Raw genomic sequence first — 20,124 nt, forward strand, 5'->3', positions numbered from 1 at the left:
ACTCCGGAAAGGTAGATCTTGAGAAGATCTTTGCAGGATCCTAAGAGGCTTAACCAACCAAATGCCACCAGCCAAAGGTTGGGCCTACGAATCTTACCACGACCCAAAAAATCGCCAGCAGAATGATGCCCGCCCAGGCTCCACGGGTTGTCCAATTGTAGATCGTGCGCGCTTGCCTTTTGGTGAGGGGAATATCCTTCAGTTGGGGAAACACCAACTCTTGGTCAGGATTCTGGGTGTCGCGGGTTTTACGGCGCTTAGCTTCGCCCATAGGGTTGCCTCCACGTTACCTTATTGCTGCATTGCTAGGGTGGCGACTCCTATCTTAATCGCAAGGGATCCTGTCTTGAATGGGTGTCAACAGGCTCCATTAACTGGCCTAACTGGCTATCCACAGTGGGGAGCCCTGATGGGCTTGGGGACGACTCTCCTCTTCTTCGGTAATAGCCACGGCCCGTACCCACTCCACTGATTGAAACACGGGCGGCAGACGGATCTCTTGCTCTAGATTTCCGGCCTTATCCACGCGAAAGGCTTGGGTGAGAATGGCCCCGGCCTCATCGGTGGTGAAGGGGGCTCCAGGTTCTAACACCACCCAAAGGGCATAAACCCGACCTTCGGGCAGGGGGGGTAAATCTCGGGCCACCAAGCTTCCCTGTAAGCGACCTGGATCCACTTGCACAGTCACAGAACCGGTGAGCGTTTCGGCAGTAGGCTGCAACTCATAGGTCAAAACCGCTCCTGGCTGAACCTGCGCCACCTGTAGCCTGTGCCAAAGATAAAAATTCCCCAATCCCAAAGCCACGATCAACCCAGCAGCCAAAGCTCCCACGGGACTGAATCGAGATCCATGACGCATGGGAGTTGGCAAAGGCTGACGGGCTAATTCAGCTTGGGCCTGCAACAGGGAGGCCCGTAGAGTTGGGGATGGTTGCATCTCTTCGACAGCGTGGGCGATTTCTAGGGCCTGTTGGAGAGCGTCCAGCTCCTGTTGCAGTTGCGGTTGCTGCTTCAAGATGATCTGCAAACCTTCTGCTTCCTCCGGAGAGAGATCTCCGAGGACGTAGCCAGCCAGCCACAGTTGCAGCTCTTCTGGAGATACCGATTCTGCTTTCATGAGGGGCCTCCCATTTTGGGATCCAACCGTTGCCGCAGCCGCAACAGCCCCCGCCTAGCTCTAGCCTTGACCGTGCCTAAGGGCAGATTCAATTGCTTGGCGATCTCGGATTGGCTCATGCCTTCGTAGTAGGCCATTTTTAAGATTTGTCGTTGACTTTCGGATAGCTCTGCCAAAGCCGTTTGCACTTCTTCCAGCCGCTCCGTTTGCGAAAGTTGCTCTAGGGAGGGATCCCTGCTGAAACTGCCTTGGGCCTGTAATTCCACTTTGCCCCGTTCCAAAGACCGCTGCCGATTGCGCCAGGATCGCAGCCGATCCAAACAGCGGGAGCGCACCAGGATGCCCAGATAAGTGCGCAGGGATCCCCGTTGGGGGTCGAAGGAGGAATGGGTCAGGTTCAAGAAAATATCTTGGGTGAGATCCTCGGCTTCGGCAGCATTGCCCAGCACCTTGTAGGCAATCCCGTACACCAGGCCCACATGTCGATCATAGAGAATTGCTAAAGCCTGCGGCTGCCCCGCTTTCAGGGCCAGAAATACCTCTGCATCGGTATTCTCCTGCAGGGATCCCTGGGTCTTGTTACCCTCAAACTTCATGGGTAGGCAGGGAGAACGGAATGGAAGAGAAAATGGAACAGAGATGAGCGTTGCCAGAGGCAAAACACGCGGGACGATGGCCTCCATAATTTATCGTTTGCATATACAAGGGTCAAGCTAGACAAGGGGAGAGGGAAAAGCCCAACCCCGAGGCAGAATTAGGTCAGGATTTGGGGAATGGGAGGGTGATATCGGTTGGTCAAGACCAAGGTAAAGTTACAGAGCTGCTAACCCGAAGAAGGGCCCACCCGGCAGGTTACCCAAGGCAGTCGCCCGACCCGAACCCAGGTCAATCTGGTAAAGGGTGGATCCCCCGATGGCAAAGCCAGTATTCATGCCACTGCCATCGGTGCGAATGTCAAATCCGCCCACAGGGCCGAAATTTACTCCCAAAGCTCCAATCGGGGTGAGGATGCCGTCATTGGGGGGGTTCTGCAAGACCAGCAGATTGCGCTCGCCATCGAGATTCAACAACTGCGTCGATTGGGATCCGGCCACGCTGTTGGTGTAGGCAGCCGCAGTAATAGCCGGTGGGGATCCCTGGAGTTCCCCTGAACCAAAAGCCAAGATTCCATCCTGAATCACTTGGCCGGTATCGACGTTGATGCGGAAGTTCTGACCGTTGGATCCCACCAGCCGCAACCGATCCGGAACAGGATTGAAATCTATGCCAGAAAGGGTGCCTGCTGTGAACGGAACCGACAGCGTACTGGCGACGACGGCGGCACCGGTTTGCAGGTTGAGGGTGTAGAGGATGTTGGTATCGCTAAGGGCGTAGAGGGCACCATTGGCGGGGCGCACATCGATGCTGATCAAGTTGCCGTTCACCCCCGTCACCCTCAGGGATCCCTGCACCGAGGCATCCGTGGAGCGAATCAAAGTTAGGCGATTGCCGCTGCTCAAAGCCACCAAATCGGCCTGTGAGGGCATCATGGCCATCGGAGAAGAATGACCACTGCTACAGCCGCAAAGAGCCAAGCCACCGGCTGCTACAGAAACCAGGAGTTTGCGCATTGAAGAAGCTCCCAAACAATCGACAGATTTATCGACAGTGCAAGCAGAGGCCAACCCCTCCAAACCCCCCTACGGGGCTCTGGATTGCCGCAATCAGAGCTGTTTCTTGGTAGTCAAAGGAGAATGTCAGGGATCCCATGTAAGGGAGCTATTCCTGCCCTTCAACTTTTTTATTGGCGGGAGGCCAGTAGCACTTCCCGACAGCAGCATGTGAGTTGCCTCTGTAGGGAATACTCGAACATTCAAAACTTGGATGCCTGGGATCCCAACTTTTTTCAATCGACAGGTCGAACTTGTAAACTACCCGCTGAAATGGCCACAGGGATCGCTATCCTGCTCCCAACCCAGGTGATGCCATAGCCCGCTTGCAGTGGGCGGGTGGGGCTAGGTACAGGAGTCTCTGGGGGGAGAGCTGAGTTTGGGCTTGCGCTTGTAGGGCTTGTAGGTGCTCATAGGCTTCGAGTTCGGAGCGGCGTTGTGGTTGAGTGCGTATCATTTGTTCGACAATGGCCAAGGCCTGTGACCAGTCTTGGGCTTGTACTGCCCGTTCTAACTGCTGCGTCGATTGCCCCTAAACAGGCTGCCAATGGCCATATCCCCCGCCCAGCTCAACCCCAAGCAACACCACCATCAGGGCCAAAAACCCTTGCGCGCTCCGCCTCATGATTGGGATCCCGGCTCGACAGCTCCAGTTTGACTGGTTTTGAAGACTCAGCCCACCTAACTTGAAGCACTGGTATAAAAACGCAGGGCAAAGCGCCAAAAAGCATGGGATCCCGCCAACAGCCCCACTGCCAACAGCCCGGATCCGAAGAGCCACTCCCACTGCACCCGCCCCAGCATCGTTTCCGCCGGGATCGTCGTTAAGAACGCCACCGGCACGATGAAGGTAAAAAACACGCGATAGGCCGCCGGATAGGCGACAATCGGGAACCGCCCTGCCTCCACTAAGCCCCGCAACACCTCTGTGACGTTGTAGATTTTCACAAACCAAATGCTGGTCGCCCCCAGCATGAACCAGAGGCTGTAAAGAATGACCAATCCCAACAGCAGAGGCAGGATCCCCAGCCCGTAGGCCCACGCAGGTAACCCCAATTGCATACCAGCATAGAGAATCACCAGGAGGCCAAAGGCAATATCCGTGAGGCCCCAAGGGGAAAACACCCGAGCCGAAAGCCAAAACTGGCTGCTGATCGGCTTGAGCAAGACAAAATCGAGAGTGCCCTCTTGCACCTGCTGCACAATGCGGTTCAGATTGGCATTAAAACTGCTGGCCGCCACCCCCTGCAGGATCGTAAACACCCCCAACACGATCAACGCCTCAGGCCAACTCCATCCACCAAACTGATGCCCCTGCTGATAAAACAACGACAACCCAAACCAAGCCCCCGCCAAGCCAGCTAGACTGCTGAGACTAGCAAAGAAAAAATTGGCCCGGTACTCTATTTCGGCAGCAATAGAGGTGCTCCAAAACAGCCACAACACCCGCCAGTAGCGTCTCATTGTGGTTTATCCTCCGCAGCGGTCTCAGGCCATTTCCGGTAACACCGGCTGGTGATTAAGTAAGGGTGAAACACCTCCAAAAACCGGCTCTGCAACACTCGAAAAAACTCCTCGATCACCTGTGGATCGTCGAGATGAAAGGGAAACTCCCCCTGAAAGCCCTTAAAAAAGTACCAGTTGATCACCAGCTTGCCCTCTGGCTTGAGCCAGTCATGAAACTGCCGCAATTGCCCCACCGGATTTGGCAGATGTTCCATCACATCAAAACAAACCAGCGTGTCGAATGGGATCCCTGCCGGGAAAGTATCTGGACACCAGATCCGCTCCGTCAAATCCAACTTTTCTGCCCGCAGCTTCATTAACTGCCGATGGATTGGGTTGAGATCCCAAAAGATCACCTGTTCCACCGCCGGACACAATGCAGCCCCAATCGCATGGGTACCAATGCCACCGCCAAAATCCAACACCAGCCCACGGGCATGATCCACCAGCAGACGCAAGGTATTGCCGATGTAGTCGGTGCTGCTCAGATGCCAGGCGGCCAAATCCAGCAGATAGGTGGATCCCACCTGATCACGGTAAAACTGATCCGCTTGATCCCAGCGAAAGTCCCGTCGGCCTAGTTCCGCCAGTTGTTGCTGCCCTGCCTTTAGCTTCTGCTGTAAATCTGCCCCATCAAGGCCAAGAAAGGATGCCAGGTGGGCTTCTAGGTCAAAGGCATTCTGCCAGTAGCGGCTCAGAGCAGGCGGAATCGGGGACACAACAACCCAGAACTCGGCAAATTGAACACCTGCAAGATCCCTGAATTTCAGGTCAGGCGGCGGTGAAGCCCTTGGTATCTTTAGATCCCACCAGGGTAGTATTGCCAGTAGGAGAGGGCGATTTTAACAGGCCCGCTAAGGTTTCCGAGCTGAGTCGGTCGGTCGTTTCCACAATGGCTGTTACATTTGGGCCAAATCCGACTTTATCAAACGGCTTGAGGAGGTGAGACAACACCGCTTTGCCATTGACAAACAAACCATTGGTGCTGCGCCGGGATCCAGGGCTGCCATCGAACACCATGTAGCTGTGCCCCGCCTGGTTCTCTTCCGGAATGCGGATAATCAGAGCATGTTCCCGTGAAACACAGGAATCGTAAAGGCGAATGTGGTTATTGGGGGAACGCCCCACCGAATAGTAAATGCTGTCTAGCACCACACCGCGTTGGCCCAGTTGATCCGTGAAGATCAAGACCAAATGAACTGGGCTGGATTGAGCAGAAGCATCCATAACGATTTAGGCACCCAACGCGGCAGGTATGGGCAGAAGTAGCAACCTGAAGTCAAAAAATTAAGTACAGCAAAAGAACCCAGGAACAACTCCCCCTTTATCTTCGCACACCATTATATACAGCTATAGGCAACTCTAACCCTAACCCGTGTTTCCCCTGGGAGGCATTGTTCCCTATTTTAGTGAGGAAAAGCGCTCTCTTGGATCCCCAAGACAGTATTTGAAGAGCCAGTCGTTGCAAAATTGGCAACCATCCCACCCAAGCCCGGCCCTTCTCTTAAATTGGGAATTGGGGATCAGATGCAGCACCCGCAGCTCAACAATTTAACAAAGAGGGATGAAAACATGGTGAGTGCCTGTGGGATCCTGAATTTAGAGTATCGGATCTTCCCACCGCAAGGCCGCCAGGGTTACTGGGACAAGTATGTTTCCCTAAAGCGCAAGAGGGGCAGGTTGCGGGTTTGGCTCAGACAGGAGATCATAGAGTCTTGTCGAAACACAATGCTCCCTTTGACAGCGTAACGGTGGAACACAAGCACACTCTTTTGGACAATCGGCCCGATGGTCTCAGCACAGCCACCGGCACCATCAAAGCCCAGTTGGACTTGTTATTGCTGGGGTTGGAATCTTTGAGCGGGGAAAGTTCCGAGGCGGTTCTGGCCGCTGCCCAAGCCCTGAACTTGCAGGAACGAATTGGGGATCGGGTGGCTCTGTGGCGACTGCGCAATGCCAATCCCTTACGCCGCAGCAGCGGTGGGCGCAAAAAGGTCGATATTGAAGAGGCCCGTGCCCTAGTTTTGGTGATTGGCTATTTGGCCGCCCAGCAACAGGCCCGCATCCGCAGCACCCTAGAACAACTGGAAGCCGCTGTCGAGCAGGAACGCAATCCTTTCCATCAACCCCTGGTGGGGGATTACCTGGATGAATTTCTCTCCCATTACCGCAGCCGTATGGTGGATGGGGATGTGCGGGATGAGAATAGCATCACCGAATTGGCTCTGCGCATCCTGATCGAGCTGATGTTTTACAGTAGCCCCAAGGGGACTCAGCGCCTGTGGAAAGCGTTGCTCAACCGTCCCGAGATGGATCTGCCCGTCGTCAGCGAGCTGGAAGAGGAGGGGATAGCCCAAGCGGCCAACTCCGGCTCCGATGCCTCGCCCTCTGCTTGAATTCATCCCTCCAGTGCCTTTTGTAGCTCTTGCTCGTGTTCTTTGTCTGTCATCATCATGCCTAGCGCCACCCTCAGCCACACCTATCAGCAGCCCACCTCCACCCTGACGGTGCAGGGGGAAACCTCGCTCCTCCCCGATGAGAACAGCACTGCCCCACCTGTGCAAGCGATACAGCGGGGGTTTGAGTGCCAGTTGGAAATCCGGCAAGGGGAAACCAGCAAAAGACTGTGGGGGGATAGCGTTTGGCTGAACGATCTGATCACCGTGATCGACCGTTACGTAGAATCCCAACTGAAGGGTGAGCCGAAGGGAACCTTCAGTGGCACGGTCGCCATTCGTCCTCTGGATTTCATTTTTCACCGTCTCACCGTCCGGCAAGGGGAAGAAGCGATCGCCCAGGTGGATCTCTCCATGACGCAGTTGTACGATCTGCTGGAAAACTTAACCCAGGTGGCGACGGATATCCCCCATCTGAGCAGCTTGAAAAGCCAAGTGGTGCGGGCCTGGTATCGTCAACCCACTGGCATTGCCGCACTGGTGGTGGGCGGAATCGCTGTTGTGGCCGGTGTCGGGGTTTTGGCCACCCGTACCCCAGAAGCTGAGAATCAAACGGCCAATCGGGTGCAAGAGCAGCTCACCACGCCTGCTTCGCCTACACAACCGCAACCTCTAGCTGCCACTCCGCCGGAATCTGCCGAAACGGCTGGCCAAGAGGCTGCTCCTGCCGCCAGCCGCACCCTTTCTGCCGATCTGGAGGCTGATTTGGATCTGCTCAGCCGTCTCCAGGAGCAATTAGCGGCTCAGTGGCAATCTCCCCCGGACTTACAGGAGAGCTTGGTCTATCAGGTGACGGTGGATGCGACGGGATCCCTGCTGGCTGCTGAACCGGCCAACGAGTTGGCCCAAGCACGGCTGGGACAAACCCCTCTGGCGGATCTGCCGGAATTGCCCCCGGATCCCCTGCCGACGGGCGCAGAACAGTTTCGTGTCAGCCTGGGGCCAGACAACCAGCTGGAAGTGACCCGAGATTGACAGACTCCCGATGTCTTCAGGGCTTGGGATCCCAGACAAACCCATCCCTTTAATTGAAGCGAACCACCTTCACCCAGTGGGGATAGTCGGGATCCCGGTTTTCTGTGATCGCCGCCAGTTTTTGTCGCAACTGCTCGGTGATGGGGCGGTTGGCGGGCATGAGGTACTGCTCGATTTGGCGAACCGGGGTGATCTTGGCGGCGGTACCGCTTAAAAACACCTCATCGGCGATCAACAGCTCCGACTTGTCGATCGGGCGTTCTTGGGTGGGGATCCCGAGGTCGCGGGCCAGCGTGAGGATACTATCGCGGGTGATCCCTTCCAAAATGTCTTGGTCGAAACCGGGAGTGATCAGAATGCCGTTGCGCACGATGAAAATATTCATGCCCGAGGCTTCGCTGACTTTGCCCTGGGAATTCATCAAGATTGCCTCGTCGTAGCCCGCCTGCACGGCCTCCGTTTTCGCCAAAGAGGAGGTGATGTAGGCACCGCTGATCTTGCCTCGTAAGGGCAGGCTGCGATCCTCTTGCCGTGCCCAGGAGCTGATGCGGCAACTCACCCCTTCCGGCGAGAGATAATCTCCCAATTCCAGGCCATAGACAAAGAAGTCTTTCTCGATGTTGTGCAGGCGGGGCGAAATGCCCAGGTCTGAGGTGTAGACCAAGGGGCGAATGTAAAAGGAGTTGGTGGGTCGATTCTTCTGGATCAGCTCTACAATCACCTGCTCGATCCGGTCGGCAGGCAGGTCAAAACAGAGCAGACGGGCACTCTGGCTCAGTCGTTGGCAATGACGATCCAACCGAAACAAAAGAATTTGATCAGGGTTTTGCGGATCCGGGATCCCGCGCAAGCCGCCAAACGCCGCCGTCCCGTAGTGCAAGGCATGGGTGGCAATGGAAATCTTTGCCTCAGCAAAGGGGACAATCTGGCCCTGAAAGTAGGCATAGGGCAGAAAATCTGGCATGGTCGGTACCCATCACGCTAGGAATTAGGAGTAGAAACATTATCACTACAAACCTTACCCTTGGCATCAGACAACCCCAAAGCGTCATATACTGTTGCGGCTGTTGGAAGTGACCCGGAACCTGCCGCCTATGTCTGAGCTTCTCCCTTTACCCTCTCTGCAAGACCAAGTCGTGGTGGTCACAGGAGCCAGTCGGGGCATTGGCCGAGCCATCGCGCTCCATTTGGCCGCGATTGGGGCAAAAGTGGCGATCAACTATGCGCGTTCTGCCGCCGAGGCTGAGTCTTTGCTGGAGGAGATGGTAGCGCTGGGATCCCCAGGGATCGCTCTCCCTGCCGATGTTTCGCAAGTGGAGTCTGTAGAAGGACTTTTTGCCCAGGTGATGGAGCGCTGGGGCCGGGTGGATGTGCTGGTGAATAACGCCGGTATTACCCGTGACACGCTGCTGCTGCGCATGAAGCCGGAAGATTGGCAGGCGGTGCTGGATCTGAACCTGACGGGGGTTTTCCTCTGTTTGAAGGCAGCGGCCAAGATCATGGTGAAACAACGGCAAGGGCGCATCATCAACATCACCTCTGTGGTAGGCCTGGTAGGCAATGCCGGGCAAGCCAACTACAGCGCTGCTAAGGCAGGGGTGGTAGGTTTGACCAAATCCGCAGCCCGAGAACTGGCCAGCCGTAACATCACCGTCAATGCTGTTGCTCCAGGGTTTATCGCTACCCAAATGACGGAGAAACTGGATGCCACCCCGATTGTGGCGCAAATTCCCTTGGGCCGAATGGGATCCCCGGCAGAGGTGGCCGGGTTGGTACGCTTTTTGGCCGCTGATCCGGCAGCCGCTTACATCACGGGGCAGGTGTTCAATGTTGATGGCGGCATGGTGATGAACTGATAGCCCATAACCGAGTGAGAGTGGATATCAACATCGATCCTCTGGGATCCCGACCCGATACCCTGGGAACGGTTGCCAAGCCTACTGACCCCTAGGGATCCCCTTTTGTATCATTAGTATCATTAAGCTTGAATCATTGACGCTCCTGCTGCCATGACGGAAACCCTGGCCCCATCGCCCTCTGTTGAACCCATCGATTGGTTTGCCCGCTGGCGGGATCGAGTGGAAGCTCGGGAAGCACAGAATGTGCGCTGGCAGAGTCCGCGCATGAGGGATTTGGGGTTTTGGGCCATGGCTGCCCCTCGCTTCGCCCGCATGACCCGCAATTTGCCCGCAACGGATTCCTTTGTGAAGGCGATGCGGGCCCGCGTTCAACCGGATGATGTGATTGTGGATATCGGTGCCGGGGCGGGGCGGTACAGCTTGCCGATCGCTCCTTGGGTCAAACAGGTGATTGCCTTGGATCCCTCGCCGGAGATGTTGCAGCAGTTGCAGTTGATCGCTGCCGAGCAAGGGATCCCCAACATTCAAACTTTACAGGGATCCTGGCCTGAGGCCCTGGCGGATTTGCCCCCGGTGGATGGGGTGATCTGTGCCCATGCCTTTTACTGGGTGAGCGAGCTAGAACCCTATCTACAAGCTTTGAAAACAGCGACGGGCCGATTTTGTCTGATGCAGATCCGCACCCATCAGATCGATGCTTTTTTGGATCCCTTGTTTCGCCGCCTACATGGGGAGTCTCGTCCGCCGGAGCCGGTGTTGATCGACCTGTATGGTGCCCTCACACAGGTAGGCATTTGGGCGGATGTGCAGATCGCCAAGGGATCCAGCCGTTCCTACAGCGAAGTTGAGGAGCTAACCGAGTTTGCCACCGCTCTGCTCTGTTGGAGGCCGGAATTGGCCTCTGTGCTCAGTCGGGAGGAGATCCACACCTACCTAGAAGGCATCCTGGAGTACCGGGAGGGCCGTTATTGGCTGGATGACCAGGCCAATCAGATGGCGATGGTGAGCTGGCAGAAGGGCTAGAGGGCTAAGTTTCGGCTCGATAGCCCAAATCGCCGAGGGTGCGCTCCGACCGCCGCCAATGGGGCCGTACTTTAACGAAAAGCTCTAGGTACACTCTGCCCAGGATCAACTTCTGAATTTGTAGGCGGGCGGCCTGGCCGATCTGCTTGAGCATCTCCCCCCGTCTGCCGATTAGGATTCCTTTCTGGGAGTCCCGCTCCACCGAGAGGGTGGCCAAGATGCGGGTGAGGTTGGGGGTTTCCTCCACTTGGTCAATATTCACCGCTACCGAATGGGGCACCTCCTCGCGGGTGTGCAGCAGCACCTGTTCCCGAATCAGCTCCCCCATGATGAACCGTTCCGGCTGATCCGTCACCAAATCCGGAGGGTAGTAGTAAGGCCCACCGGGAAGCAACTCGATGGTGGCTTTAAGCAAGGGATCCAAACTGCCGGGATCCAGGGCGGAAACCCATATCACAGGTGCTGCAGGCCGCAGGGCTTGGTAGCTCTCCAGATGGGCTTGCCGAGTTTGGGCATCAGCGGGGGCAAGATCCGACTTGTTGCAGACGATGATGCAAGGGGAGTGGGCCGGGATCCGCTCCGCGATAAAGGCATCTCCACGACCGGCGGGTGCGGATCCATCCACCACGAAGAGGATCCCATCCACAGCCGCAATAGCCATCTGGGCATTGTGGACCAAAATTTCCCCCAGACGATGGTGGGGCTTGTGAATGCCGGGGGTATCCACCCAGATGATCTGCGCTTCCGGCAAGGAGAGGATCCCTTGTAGGCGGTTGCGGGTGGTTTGGGCAACCGGGGAGGTAATGGCGATTTTTTGGCCCACTAAGGCATTGAGCAGAGTGGATTTGCCGACATTGGGCCGCCCGATCAGCCCCACAAACCCCGACTTAAACCCCGGCGGTGCAACTGGGATCCCATAGGTCAAGTCTGCTTCTGGCGCTGCGGAGAGATTCAAGGTTCTTTCAATCCCGTCTAGCTCCCCGGTGGGCACCGCATTGGTAGGAACATCCGCCATACCCAAAACCTTCAATTGCCAGAATGGGCGATGGAGGCATCCGGTAATTCTAACGACAGGGATCCCAAGGGAGCCAGGGTGGTGCCGGGATAGTAAAAATCGAGGATCTGCGCCGGGCTAAACCCCTGCCGCGCCAAGGTGTAGGAGCCGTACTGACTCAGGCCCACCCCGTGGCCAAAACCACCGCCGATAAATTGGTAGCCCGCCAACTGATCCGCCTGTTTCAGGGGCTCTAGCCGGAACATGGTGCTGTACAAGCGCGGAAAAGCCAACCGCACCTGATCCTTGTGCAAGGTGATCGAATGTGGCCCTGCCGCCGTTTGCAGATCCAGTTGCATCGCCTGTACCCGGCCACTGGCGGAGCGCTCCAGAATGTTCATACCCTGGATGCTGGTCCACCGCGGCATTGGGATCCCTAGATAGTCTTGGGCAGCCCGCAGTTGTGCATTCAGCTCATTCAACGACTGGGAAAATTCCCAACGGAACAGGCGCGATACCCCCACCTCGTTGAAGCCTTCCCGCTGCGCCAAGAACGATTGAAAACTGCTCTCCTGCCGCAAATCCAACGACTTACCCGGTTGATGGGCGATATCCGCTTGCGGGCGCAGATAGGGGCGCGGATCCCCATCCCAGACATCTTCAAATGCGGCGGAAACTCCGCCATTGGTGGAGGAATACACGGCATCCACTAGCTCGCCATTGTAGGTGAGCACCTGGCCGCTGGTTTGTCGAATCGCCTCGTCGGTACGCGGGTTGGTTCCGGTTAGGCCCCTATACACCTGACAGTGGGTGTTGGCGCAGATCTGGTAGTCATCGATCTCAAAGCGGTGCAGATTCTTGAGGGCGTAGGTGCGGGCCAAAATTGCCTGAGCGGCCATGGCGGCAAAGGGTGCCCCCGGCCCCACCTCATGGGGTACCACCCCGCGCAGATAGGTTTCTAACGGCACGGCATTGACCACCGTGTAGCTGCCGTAGGCATTGGGCTGAATCGTCAGGGATCCAGCATAGTAGCGGTCGTTCACCCGTAGATATCCGGCATCGGAGGTGACCGTCAGGCGGGTGCGATGGTAGCGGAAATGCTCGTGAACCCAGCTCAGCTCTGCCCGTTCTCGCTGCTCCTGCACCACCGCCCGTACATTCGGGATCCCTTCTTCCTGGGCGTAGAGTTGGATTTGCGTCAGTTGTTGGGGGGTATAGGCACGGTGGGCCCACACCTGCCATTCCTCCGGTTGGGCGATCTCGGTGCTAATGCCCAAAGACTGCCAGTGGTTGGCGTTGGCCTCGGCGCTCTCAAAACTTTTGTGGCTGCTCAGGATCAGTCGATGTATTGTTTCCGGGGTAGTGAGGGCGCGATTGACAATGCCGATGGTGACTTGGGCGGTGCGCTGGGTTTGCAGGCTGCCATCGGCTTGCTCGAATTGCAAGGTCAGCAGAGACCCCGCCGGTGCGGCTAGCTCCACTTGATCCGTATCGGAGCGACCCAAGCGTTGTAGGATACCCACTTGCAGGATCGGATTTTGCGGGGTGGCCACGGTCGCCAAAGCCTCTTCACCGAAGGGAGCCCCTGTTCCAGTTGCATCAGCGGTACGTAGCACCAAGGTGGTGAGTAGCAAGCCTAAGCCGGAAATGAGCGTACTCTGGACAACCCGGTGGTTTTTCGCAGTGGGGGGCTTGTAACTGGTCATAGCCGATTTATCCTGACAACACACCCTGTCGATTTTACTCGCATCTTTTCTGGCATACCCCCAACCATGGATTCTTCCCCCTTCAACACCGCTGCCCCCACCCCCGAGAACATGGCCCGTAACCGTCTGTTCAAGGGATCCGGCTGGCGGCTGGGCTGGGATCCCAACCAACAGCATTTTGTGGCTTTGGTGGGGGGAGAAACTTGGGCGCTAGAACTGACGCACGAAGAATGGCAAGCGTTTGTCAAGGGATTGCAGCGCTTGCAGCAGGATATGGAGGCGCTCGGATCCCAGTTGATGGCGGAGGAGAGCATGAGTCTGGAGCAAGCTTTCCCCAGCCTGACCTTGATTGCCAGCGGCAATGCCACCGCCTGGAGTCTGTACCTACAGCTACATCAAGGGCGGCGCGGAGAAGGCTGCTGGCCTGCGGCTGTCGTTCCTGAGTTAAGTCAGGCTATTGCCCAGTGGCCAGATCTAGAGCTAGAAAGCGATTGAGCGCGGGCTCTCGAACGGGATCCCTTCCCGATGCTTTGAATGCTTTCTTTAGAATGCTTTGTTATGCCGCTTAGTTCTTGGTGGAGGCGTAACTGAAAGTTAGCGTATTGGTGTTCTAGCTGAGGTCATACATGAACCTACAAAATTTGAAATGGACAAAGAACGTAAAGCCAAAGAATGGAGAGCCTTGGGCTTACCAAGCTTTCAAGGTCGGAAACCTTTTTAAGCTAGCTTGGAAAGATGATGAAGGTAACGCCAACAAACCCCAGCAAGGAGATCTGGTTCTGATTCGCCAAGGTGGTTATGTTACGCATCTTGTAGAGATCTTGATTACAAGTCAGAGCGTGAGAAATGGCAAGGTGATTTCAACATCTATCGAATTGTTGAAGTGCTTTGGGTGATTGATTGGCAAGATCCGCCGAGTTCTGCAAAAGCAGATGAGGTATTTGGTTATTCGGTGAAAGCCTATCAAGGTGGGGATGTGATTTTTTTAGAGGCAATGCCCACTTTTCAACAACATTGGCAGGATCAAGGCGGTCTACCTGCTGTTCAAGAGCGTGTTCGGGCTATGCTCAATTTGCCTGAGAGCAGCGATAATGGATAAGATGAGTATAAAGTTCTGAGTGGGGTAGCGATGACTGAGTTGCTTGAACGTGCGATCGCCAGGTTACAAGCCTTACCTGAAAGTGAGCAGGATGCGATCGCTGCAATGATTTTGGAAGAGCTAGAGGACGATCTGCGTTGGGATGAATCATTCTCTCGGTCACCAAATATTCTTGCAAAACTGGCTGCTTCTGCGATGGCTGAGCATCATGCAGGTCAAACTCAAGAACTTGACCCAGAGACACTGTGAAATCTCGCACTACTGTCGAGTTCCGTAAATTATTCGCTGATTTACCTAAATCGGTTCAAGAGCAAACCCGCGCAGCGTATCGTCAGTTTAAGGAAGACCCAAGCTATCCAAGTCTACGCTTCAAGAAAGTGCATCCAGAGTTGCCGATCTATTCTGCTCATATTAGCAAAAGTTATCGGGCGGTTGGGCAATTAGATGGAGATACAGTGATTTGGTTTTGGGTGGGTTCTCACGCAGAATACGACAGGTTGTTGGAGCAGTTGTAGCAGCACGGCATAACAACCCCAATGCACCCGACCGCCGGAACTCTGTCTGTAAATGTTCAAGGTTGTCTGCGTCTGGTGATTGGGAACGTTAGGTGTCAACAGGGAGTAAAGCATGAGCTACAGTCAGGAACCTCAGCCTACAAGAGAAGTACAGTATACGGTTACTGTCGATGAAGAAATGGGAGCAGTCACGCTATCGTCCCAATTCTCAAGAGAGGAGATTGATAATCGTATTCAAGAATTTTCTCAAGCAACTGGCGATGTAGAAGAAGAAACGCAAGAGGGACTATTCCCAGTCAAGAAAATTTGGTGGTGTGTCACTTGCCAATCAGGCGTAAGAAGGAGTGCAAAAGCGTATACCGAGGTGGATGCGGGTTTTGGGGTGTGCGGAGTTCAGTCTTTTGGTATGCGCAGAAGCAAATGTCCAGGAGATTGATTTAGGCAATACTTTGACTGCCAAGCTATTTATATAATTTGGTAGCCTACATATAGGGCAATTCATAGGATAGAGCTTTTGGTTTAAGGGGATGTTGCAAATTTATATTATGAGGATTTATTTTGATATGTGCAGTTTGCAACGCCCCCTTGATATCAAGACGCAAATTCGAGTCGCTGTTGAAGCTGAGGCTATTCTCAATGTCATTGGACTATGGGAAGCTGGACAGTTTGAATTAGTGTCTTCACAAGCCTTGATGTTTGAAGCTGAACAAATTACGCCCTCTCCAAGAAAAGCGTATGTTTTAGAAGTGTTATCGAAGGCAAACTTATTTCTTCAGCCAAATAAGCAAATCGAAGAACGAGCGCAAGTGTTTGTCAACTCAGGTCTCAAACCACTTGATGCATTACATTTGGCTTTTTCAGTTGAGGCAGAAGCAGATTATTTCTGTACATGTGACGACAGATTTTTGAGACGGGCTAAAGAAGTTGATACTTTGCAGACCAAAGTTGTTTCTCCTCTTGAACTGATTACGGAGCTATCGCAATGAGCAGTCAAACGAAGTCCTTGAGCGAAATTACGCAGCAAGCAATTCAAGTGCTATCTAAAGAAATTGGCATTGCAAGTACGGTACGTTTTCTAAATCAGTTTTCAATCGGGTATGGCAACTATACAGAAGAACGTGAAAGTCTATTCAAAGACTTAACATTAGATGAGATTTTAAAGCGTATGCAAGACACCTAACAATTCAAATGCAGCGGACTAACGAAAGCTGTCGATGCTGGGTTCGAGGTTGCCTGTCGTCGCTGATTTGACCTGTTATGCATTCACTTACTAGCTCTTTGGAGGCTCTTAGTTGAATTTGCGATTTTTAGTCTTTGATCATGTAGAAGAGCTTGATTTGGTTGGTTCGTGGGAGCTGGTTGGTCTGCTAGCTGAACAAAAGCAGTGGGCTCTCCTGACATCTTGGTGTTGATGGTATAATGAGATACTAAATTTTGCGACGAGTGATGGTGCCTCTTGATAGGTTATTGGGTCTTCCTGGAGTCAGAATCCAAGAGTTTGTAGAGTTAGAACACCACGTTGTCCTCAAACTAGAATTGACCTCTGAGGAGATGATTTGTCCTCATTGTGGACAGACTATTCGCAAGATTCATCAGAATCGACCTATCCTTGTGCGAGACTTATCCCTGTTTGGGCGCTCGGTATACCTGCAAGTGCCACGCCGCCAATTCTATTGCTCTCACTGTCAGCACTACTCCACTGAAGTACTCTCATTCATAGATTGGGAACGTTCCTATACTCAGCGTTACGAAACCTATATCTATCAGCAAGTCAAGCAAGCTACTATCGAGCAAGTTAGCCAGAATGAAGGTTTGAGTCGAGACCAAGTTGAAGGTATATTTAACCGTCAGTTTGAGCAGCGACAAGCAAAAAAACCCAAGGGTTTTGGCACAAGAAAATCAGTATCGATGAGATAAGTATGCGAAAAGGGCATCATCAATATGTGACAGTTGTCAGTGATTTGGAGAATCATTGCCTCATTGAGGTGATTGATGCTCACAAGGCGGAAGAGCTGATTGAATGGCTGAAAAGCTTATGGACAGAAGAAGAGAGGCTGAGGGTGGAAGAAGTGAGTATTGATATGTGGGCTGGATTTAACAAGGTAGTCAAGCAGGTATTTCCCAGAGCACGTATTGTCTATGACAGATTCCATGTGATGCAGAAAGCCATCAAAGAATTGGACAGAATGAGACGATAGGCTCAGATTACAGAAAAAGGCTCAAGAAGAATCATACTTAAGAATAATAAAGACTTAGCTGAAGAGGAAAAGGCAAGACTAGAAATCTATTTAAAATAGAGTAAACGACTGAGGCAAGCCTATGAACTGAAAGAAAAGGTACGAGACGTTTTTGAGAGCATGATCACTGTCAAGGAAGCAGAGAGTCAAATAGTCGGATGGCTGAAAGATGCTCAAAGGGTCTACACCGATGTGGTCAAAACAATCCAGAATCATCTTCAGGGAATCTGTCAGTATTTTACCAATCGTGTGACCAGTGGGATTATGGAGGGAATCAACAACCGGCTCAAGGTGATAAAGCGACAAGGGTACGGGTTTACCAACATTGGTAACTTCAGAGCCAGATTGTTAGCAGCTTTCTGGCCTTAATAATACTTGACCACCATAAGTCCGGGAGAGCCAACTGGGGCAATCTGGGCCAGCCGCGACTGGTAAAACCGGTGGGGAAACTGCCAGGCCAAGATTAAATCGGGCTCGGGCTGGAGCGATCGCAGCGTCTTAAAGCTAGGCCAAAGCCAAGAACCGACCTTAGGCCAAGTCTGTGCCCCCTCCGCATAGAACTCTGGTCGTTCTGCCACCTCGCTAGCCGAGCCGCCCACCGGCTCTAGCCCTAGCTCCGCCAGCACATCAAACCCGGTAGCCGTCAGACAAACAATCTGCCGCGCTGGGTGCTTGGGGGAAATGGGGCGGGAGGAGAGGATGGGAGGCATGGGGTATTGGTTTTCAGGTATCGGGTTTTGGGTGCATTAATTACCGATTTCATTCTCCCGATTCATTGAACCGGGGGGGCGGCGGGGGTTGGCGACGCCGGAGCCTCTAAGTATTTCTCAATGCCGGTGAGGGTGGCAGGTTTGGTTTCTTGGAATTGGCTGACCACAAATTGGGAGCCAAACTTGGGGTGCTCTTTCCATTGGCCCCAGAGCTGGAGGGTTTGGCCGGGTTGGAGTTGAGGGAAGGATCCCAGAATCGTGGTCAACTCAGACTGGCCTTTGACATCGAGGCGGGCGATGGTATAGCCGTTATCTGGGTTGTGGAAGGTAATCCGTTCCACGATGCCGGTCAGGGTGCTGTCTGGGGTGGGGAGGATCTGGGCATGGGTTTAAGTATAAGGATCTTCCCCATAGTCATGTTCCAATTTGCTACTTAGAAAGATAGCAAAAGTGGCTCGACAGATGCTCAACTATTTGGAAAGGCTTTGAAAAGTCGGAAGCTTTTTTGCAGGGTAAGCTGCTTAGAATACACTCATGAGTAGCTAATATCTCGCTGAGATTAAGTCATGTTGCGTCAACTGGAACGGGTTTTGAAGCTGGATGGGATCCTGCGCAGCCATCCTCGACCGACTGCTCTGGTGCTGGCTGAGGAGCTGGAGGTGAGTGAGCGGACGGTACGGGACGATATTAGCTTTCTGAGAGATCGGTTTCAGGCTCCCATTCAGACCACTAAAGCTAGGGGCTTTCACTACACGGATCCGAACTGGCGATTGCCGACGATCCCTCTCACCCAGGGGGAGCTGTTTGCTCTGACGCTAGGGGCCAGGATGCTGGAATCCTATGCGGGATCTGCCTATCGTTCTCAGCTTCAATCTGCGATTGAACAGTTGGCTCAGCGGATCCCTGAGCAAGCCTGGGTGGATTTGCAGCAGTTGGCCCAAGAGCACATCCTATTTCGGGTGGGGGCAGAGCTGGAGCTGAACCCTGAGATCTGGCAGGTATTGGAGCAGGCTTGCCGGCAGCAGCGGCGAGTTTGGATCCTCTACGCTACCCCTGGCAAACCCGTCTCAGAGCGAGAGCTGGATCCCTATGTGCTGCATTTTCACGGAGCAATCCTTATGTGACGGGGTGGTGTCATTTGAGAGGGGAACCCCGCTGGTTTCGGGTAGACCGCATCCGGGAGATCAAGCTCTTGGAGGAGCGATTTGAGGTGGATCCCACATTTGACCGAGAGGCCCATTTGGAGTCGGCTTTTCAGCATGAGGTGGGAGGGATCCCGCAGGGTATTAGCATTTGGTTCGATCCTGCCACGGCTCCCTACATTCGTGAGCGGCGCTGGCATCCCACCCAGCAGATTGAAGAACATCCCGATGGATCCCTGACGCTGCGGTTTGTGGTGCGGGGGCTGAATGAGGTGAAGCGCTGGGTGTTGTTTTATGGCAAGGGAGCGAGGGTGCTGGGGCCACCGCAATTAGTTGCGATGGTGCGGGATGAGGTCGAAGGAATACAGACCCAGTATCAACAGGGGGAAGGGCAATGAGTCAGCCAAAATTTTGGGCAAAGACGGGACGGGGTGAGCTTCAAGACAATGGCCAGCCTAAGTACCATCCAGTGATTTGTCATTTGGCGGATACAGCAGCGGTGGCGATGGAGATTGTGCGATCGCACCTTAGCCCTATTGCCCGTCAGCATCTTGCCAAAGGCTTAGGGTTACCCGATGGCGATTCCCTGGTGCGGTTCTGTGGCTTCATGGCCGGGAGCCACGACCTGGGTAAGGTCAGCCCTGCCTTTCAGTTTCAAGTCAGCGAAGTTGGCAAACTCCTGGCGGGGGACACCCTCTACGATTGTTGGTCTTCTCTGCCCCGTGAACGACAAAAGCCCAAGAATGCTCCTCACGGCTTAGTAACAGCCGCTACCTTGCCTGATTTTCTCGTAGACATCGGTGTCGGGCGGAATTTGTCTAAACGCCATGCCAACTGCTTGGCGCGGAAACTGGGCACCATAGTCGGCGGGCACCACGGATTTTTCCCCGCCCAGCAAGAGATTGATGACTTGGATAGCGCGATCGCGGGCACCGATGAGCGTAGGGTATGGCGGCAGCACAGCCTCAGCATCTTTCAGCAGCTTCAGGGCTTTGTGCAACTCAACGCGCAGGAGGATTTGCCCAGTCAGTGCGATAACGCTGCCGCTATGATTCTGGCAGGATTGACGGCTGTATCTGACTGGATTGCTTCCAATCCTGAGAGTTTCCCCTACTTACTGGAATGACGAACCGTTT

At 54.1% G+C, this 20,124-nt stretch carries 28 protein-coding genes and 2 pseudogenes; 17 read left to right on the forward strand and 13 right to left on the reverse strand.

Translation table 11 applies throughout. The features are described 5' to 3' along the window. Window positions 1-49: 49 nt before the first annotated feature. The 8 genes from L1047_RS06765 to L1047_RS06800 form a co-directional block, all read right to left on the reverse strand. Window positions 50-271, reverse strand: coding sequence for a DUF2839 domain-containing protein (locus tag L1047_RS06765; RefSeq protein WP_235278133.1), 222 nt, complete (start codon window positions 269-271; stop codon window positions 50-52). A gap of 108 nt (window positions 272-379) precedes the next feature. Continuing rightward, complete coding sequence (locus L1047_RS06770; protein ID WP_235278134.1) at window positions 380-1,117, reverse strand: anti-sigma factor domain-containing protein; 738 nt, start codon at window positions 1,115-1,117, stop codon at window positions 380-382. Continuing rightward, entirely contained in the window at window positions 1,114-1,713 is a 600-nt protein-coding gene (locus tag L1047_RS06775) for a sigma-70 family RNA polymerase sigma factor (protein WP_235278135.1), read from the reverse strand. Before L1047_RS06775 ends, L1047_RS06770 begins: the two co-directional genes overlap by 4 nt. A gap of 216 nt (window positions 1,714-1,929) precedes the next feature. Then, window positions 1,930-2,727 (reverse strand): DUF4394 domain-containing protein, encoded by a 798-nt coding sequence (locus L1047_RS06780; RefSeq protein WP_235278136.1) that lies wholly within the window; start codon window positions 2,725-2,727, stop codon window positions 1,930-1,932. 328 nt (window positions 2,728-3,055) lie between these two features. Then, window positions 3,056-3,223, reverse strand: a complete 168-nt coding sequence (locus L1047_RS06785; RefSeq protein ID WP_235278138.1) for a hypothetical protein — start codon at window positions 3,221-3,223, stop codon at window positions 3,056-3,058. A 224-nt stretch (window positions 3,224-3,447) separates the two neighbouring features. Continuing rightward, window positions 3,448-4,230, reverse strand: coding sequence for an ABC transporter permease (locus tag L1047_RS06790; protein WP_235278140.1), 783 nt, complete (start codon window positions 4,228-4,230; stop codon window positions 3,448-3,450). Next, complete coding sequence (locus L1047_RS06795) at window positions 4,227-4,991, reverse strand: class I SAM-dependent methyltransferase (RefSeq protein WP_235278141.1); 765 nt, start codon at window positions 4,989-4,991, stop codon at window positions 4,227-4,229. The genes L1047_RS06790 and L1047_RS06795 overlap by 4 nt, the downstream gene beginning before the upstream one ends. A 52-nt stretch (window positions 4,992-5,043) precedes the next feature. Beyond that, window positions 5,044-5,499, reverse strand: coding sequence for an FHA domain-containing protein (locus L1047_RS06800; RefSeq protein WP_235278143.1), 456 nt, complete (start codon window positions 5,497-5,499; stop codon window positions 5,044-5,046). A 488-nt stretch (window positions 5,500-5,987) separates the two neighbouring features. Here L1047_RS06800 and L1047_RS06805 point away from each other — a divergent pair, with 488 nt between their 5' ends. Continuing rightward, complete coding sequence (locus L1047_RS06805) at window positions 5,988-6,668, forward strand: DUF3038 domain-containing protein (RefSeq protein WP_235278144.1); 681 nt, start codon at window positions 5,988-5,990, stop codon at window positions 6,666-6,668. Between the two features lie 57 nt (window positions 6,669-6,725). After that, the gene (locus L1047_RS06810; protein WP_235278145.1) at window positions 6,726-7,703 is read left to right on the forward strand and encodes a DUF4335 domain-containing protein; all 978 of its coding nucleotides are present in this window, start codon (window positions 6,726-6,728) and stop codon (window positions 7,701-7,703) included. Between the two features lie 49 nt (window positions 7,704-7,752). On the opposite strand, the gene L1047_RS06815 is transcribed toward L1047_RS06810, so the two are convergent. After that, window positions 7,753-8,667, reverse strand: a complete 915-nt coding sequence (locus tag L1047_RS06815) for a branched-chain amino acid transaminase (protein WP_235278146.1) — start codon at window positions 8,665-8,667, stop codon at window positions 7,753-7,755. Window positions 8,668-8,797: 130 nt separating this feature from the next. Between L1047_RS06815 and fabG the strand changes: the two genes are divergently transcribed. Then, on the forward strand, window positions 8,798-9,559 hold the full coding sequence (fabG, locus tag L1047_RS06820; RefSeq protein ID WP_235278148.1) for a 3-oxoacyl-[acyl-carrier-protein] reductase: 762 nt from the start codon (window positions 8,798-8,800) through the stop codon (window positions 9,557-9,559). Between the two features lie 153 nt (window positions 9,560-9,712). Then, on the forward strand, window positions 9,713-10,585 hold the full coding sequence (locus L1047_RS06825) for a class I SAM-dependent methyltransferase (protein WP_235278149.1): 873 nt from the start codon (window positions 9,713-9,715) through the stop codon (window positions 10,583-10,585). Between the two features lie 4 nt (window positions 10,586-10,589). On the opposite strand, the gene era is transcribed toward L1047_RS06825, so the two are convergent. Together era and L1047_RS06835 are read right to left on the reverse strand one after the other, a co-directional pair. Then, on the reverse strand, window positions 10,590-11,600 hold the full coding sequence (gene era / locus L1047_RS06830; protein ID WP_235278150.1) for a GTPase Era: 1,011 nt from the start codon (window positions 11,598-11,600) through the stop codon (window positions 10,590-10,592). Between the two features lie 11 nt (window positions 11,601-11,611). After that, entirely contained in the window at window positions 11,612-13,285 is a 1,674-nt protein-coding gene (locus L1047_RS06835) for a SpoIID/LytB domain-containing protein (RefSeq protein ID WP_235278151.1), read from the reverse strand. Between the two features lie 66 nt (window positions 13,286-13,351). Between L1047_RS06835 and L1047_RS06840 the strand changes: the two genes are divergently transcribed. From L1047_RS06840 to L1047_RS06880, 10 genes and pseudogenes are all read left to right on the forward strand, one after another. Continuing rightward, the gene (locus L1047_RS06840; protein WP_235278152.1) at window positions 13,352-13,780 is read left to right on the forward strand and encodes a DUF1818 family protein; all 429 of its coding nucleotides are present in this window, start codon (window positions 13,352-13,354) and stop codon (window positions 13,778-13,780) included. A 131-nt stretch (window positions 13,781-13,911) separates the two neighbouring features. Next, on the forward strand, window positions 13,912-14,181 hold the full coding sequence (locus L1047_RS06845; protein ID WP_235278153.1) for a hypothetical protein: 270 nt from the start codon (window positions 13,912-13,914) through the stop codon (window positions 14,179-14,181). Next, entirely contained in the window at window positions 14,178-14,384 is a 207-nt protein-coding gene (locus L1047_RS06850) for a hypothetical protein (RefSeq protein WP_235278154.1), read from the forward strand. The genes L1047_RS06845 and L1047_RS06850 overlap by 4 nt, the downstream gene beginning before the upstream one ends. Window positions 14,385-14,414: 30 nt before the next feature. Continuing rightward, the gene (locus L1047_RS06855) at window positions 14,415-14,633 is read left to right on the forward strand and encodes a hypothetical protein (RefSeq protein WP_235278155.1); all 219 of its coding nucleotides are present in this window, start codon (window positions 14,415-14,417) and stop codon (window positions 14,631-14,633) included. After that, window positions 14,630-14,899 carry a ParE family toxin-like protein gene (locus L1047_RS06860; protein WP_235278156.1) on the forward strand — a complete coding sequence of 90 codons (270 nt, stop codon included), beginning with the start codon at window positions 14,630-14,632 and terminating at the stop codon, window positions 14,897-14,899. Before L1047_RS06855 ends, L1047_RS06860 begins: the two co-directional genes overlap by 4 nt. 112 nt (window positions 14,900-15,011) lie before the next feature. Next, entirely contained in the window at window positions 15,012-15,335 is a 324-nt protein-coding gene (locus L1047_RS06865) for a hypothetical protein (protein ID WP_235278157.1), read from the forward strand. 91 nt (window positions 15,336-15,426) lie between these two features. After that, window positions 15,427-15,885 carry a PIN domain-containing protein gene (locus tag L1047_RS06870; protein ID WP_235278158.1) on the forward strand — a complete coding sequence of 153 codons (459 nt, stop codon included), beginning with the start codon at window positions 15,427-15,429 and terminating at the stop codon, window positions 15,883-15,885. After that, window positions 15,882-16,079 carry a hypothetical protein gene (locus L1047_RS06875; RefSeq protein ID WP_235278159.1) on the forward strand — a complete coding sequence of 66 codons (198 nt, stop codon included), beginning with the start codon at window positions 15,882-15,884 and terminating at the stop codon, window positions 16,077-16,079. The genes L1047_RS06870 and L1047_RS06875 overlap by 4 nt, the downstream gene beginning before the upstream one ends. Window positions 16,080-16,450: 371 nt before the next feature. Then, window positions 16,451-16,816 carry a transposase family protein gene (locus L1047_RS16755; protein WP_443081707.1) on the forward strand — a complete coding sequence of 122 codons (366 nt, stop codon included), beginning with the start codon at window positions 16,451-16,453 and terminating at the stop codon, window positions 16,814-16,816. Further along, window positions 16,804-17,505, forward strand: a pseudogene (locus tag L1047_RS06880) (ISL3 family transposase). Before L1047_RS16755 ends, L1047_RS06880 begins: the two are co-directional and overlap by 13 nt. Here L1047_RS06880 and L1047_RS06885 read toward each other — a convergent pair. Both L1047_RS06885 and L1047_RS06890 read right to left on the reverse strand, forming a co-directional pair. Further along, window positions 17,502-17,846 (reverse strand): hypothetical protein, encoded by a 345-nt coding sequence (locus L1047_RS06885; RefSeq protein WP_235278160.1) that lies wholly within the window; start codon window positions 17,844-17,846, stop codon window positions 17,502-17,504. The pseudogene L1047_RS06880 and the gene L1047_RS06885 sit on opposite strands and share 4 nt — an antisense overlap. A gap of 62 nt (window positions 17,847-17,908) precedes the next feature. After that, window positions 17,909-18,223, reverse strand: a complete 315-nt coding sequence (locus L1047_RS06890) for a YrrC family ATP-dependent DNA helicase (protein WP_443081708.1) — start codon at window positions 18,221-18,223, stop codon at window positions 17,909-17,911. A 189-nt stretch (window positions 18,224-18,412) separates the two neighbouring features. On the opposite strand from L1047_RS06890, the pseudogene L1047_RS06895 reads away from it, so the two are divergent. The 3 genes and pseudogenes from L1047_RS06895 to L1047_RS06905 form a co-directional block, all read left to right on the forward strand. Beyond that, a pseudogene (locus tag L1047_RS06895) lies at window positions 18,413-18,975 on the forward strand (helix-turn-helix transcriptional regulator); the annotation flags it as partial. Window positions 18,976-18,984: 9 nt separating this feature from the next. Next, window positions 18,985-19,386 carry a helix-turn-helix transcriptional regulator gene (locus L1047_RS06900; RefSeq protein WP_235278162.1) on the forward strand — a complete coding sequence of 134 codons (402 nt, stop codon included), beginning with the start codon at window positions 18,985-18,987 and terminating at the stop codon, window positions 19,384-19,386. Further along, window positions 19,383-20,114, forward strand: coding sequence for a CRISPR-associated endonuclease Cas3'' (locus tag L1047_RS06905; protein WP_235278163.1), 732 nt, complete (start codon window positions 19,383-19,385; stop codon window positions 20,112-20,114). The genes L1047_RS06900 and L1047_RS06905 overlap by 4 nt, the downstream gene beginning before the upstream one ends. Window positions 20,115-20,124 lie beyond the last annotated feature (10 nt).

Source organism: Synechococcus sp. Nb3U1 (assembly GCF_021533835.1).
Classification (GTDB): domain Bacteria; phylum Cyanobacteriota; class Cyanobacteriia; order Thermostichales; family Thermostichaceae; genus Thermostichus.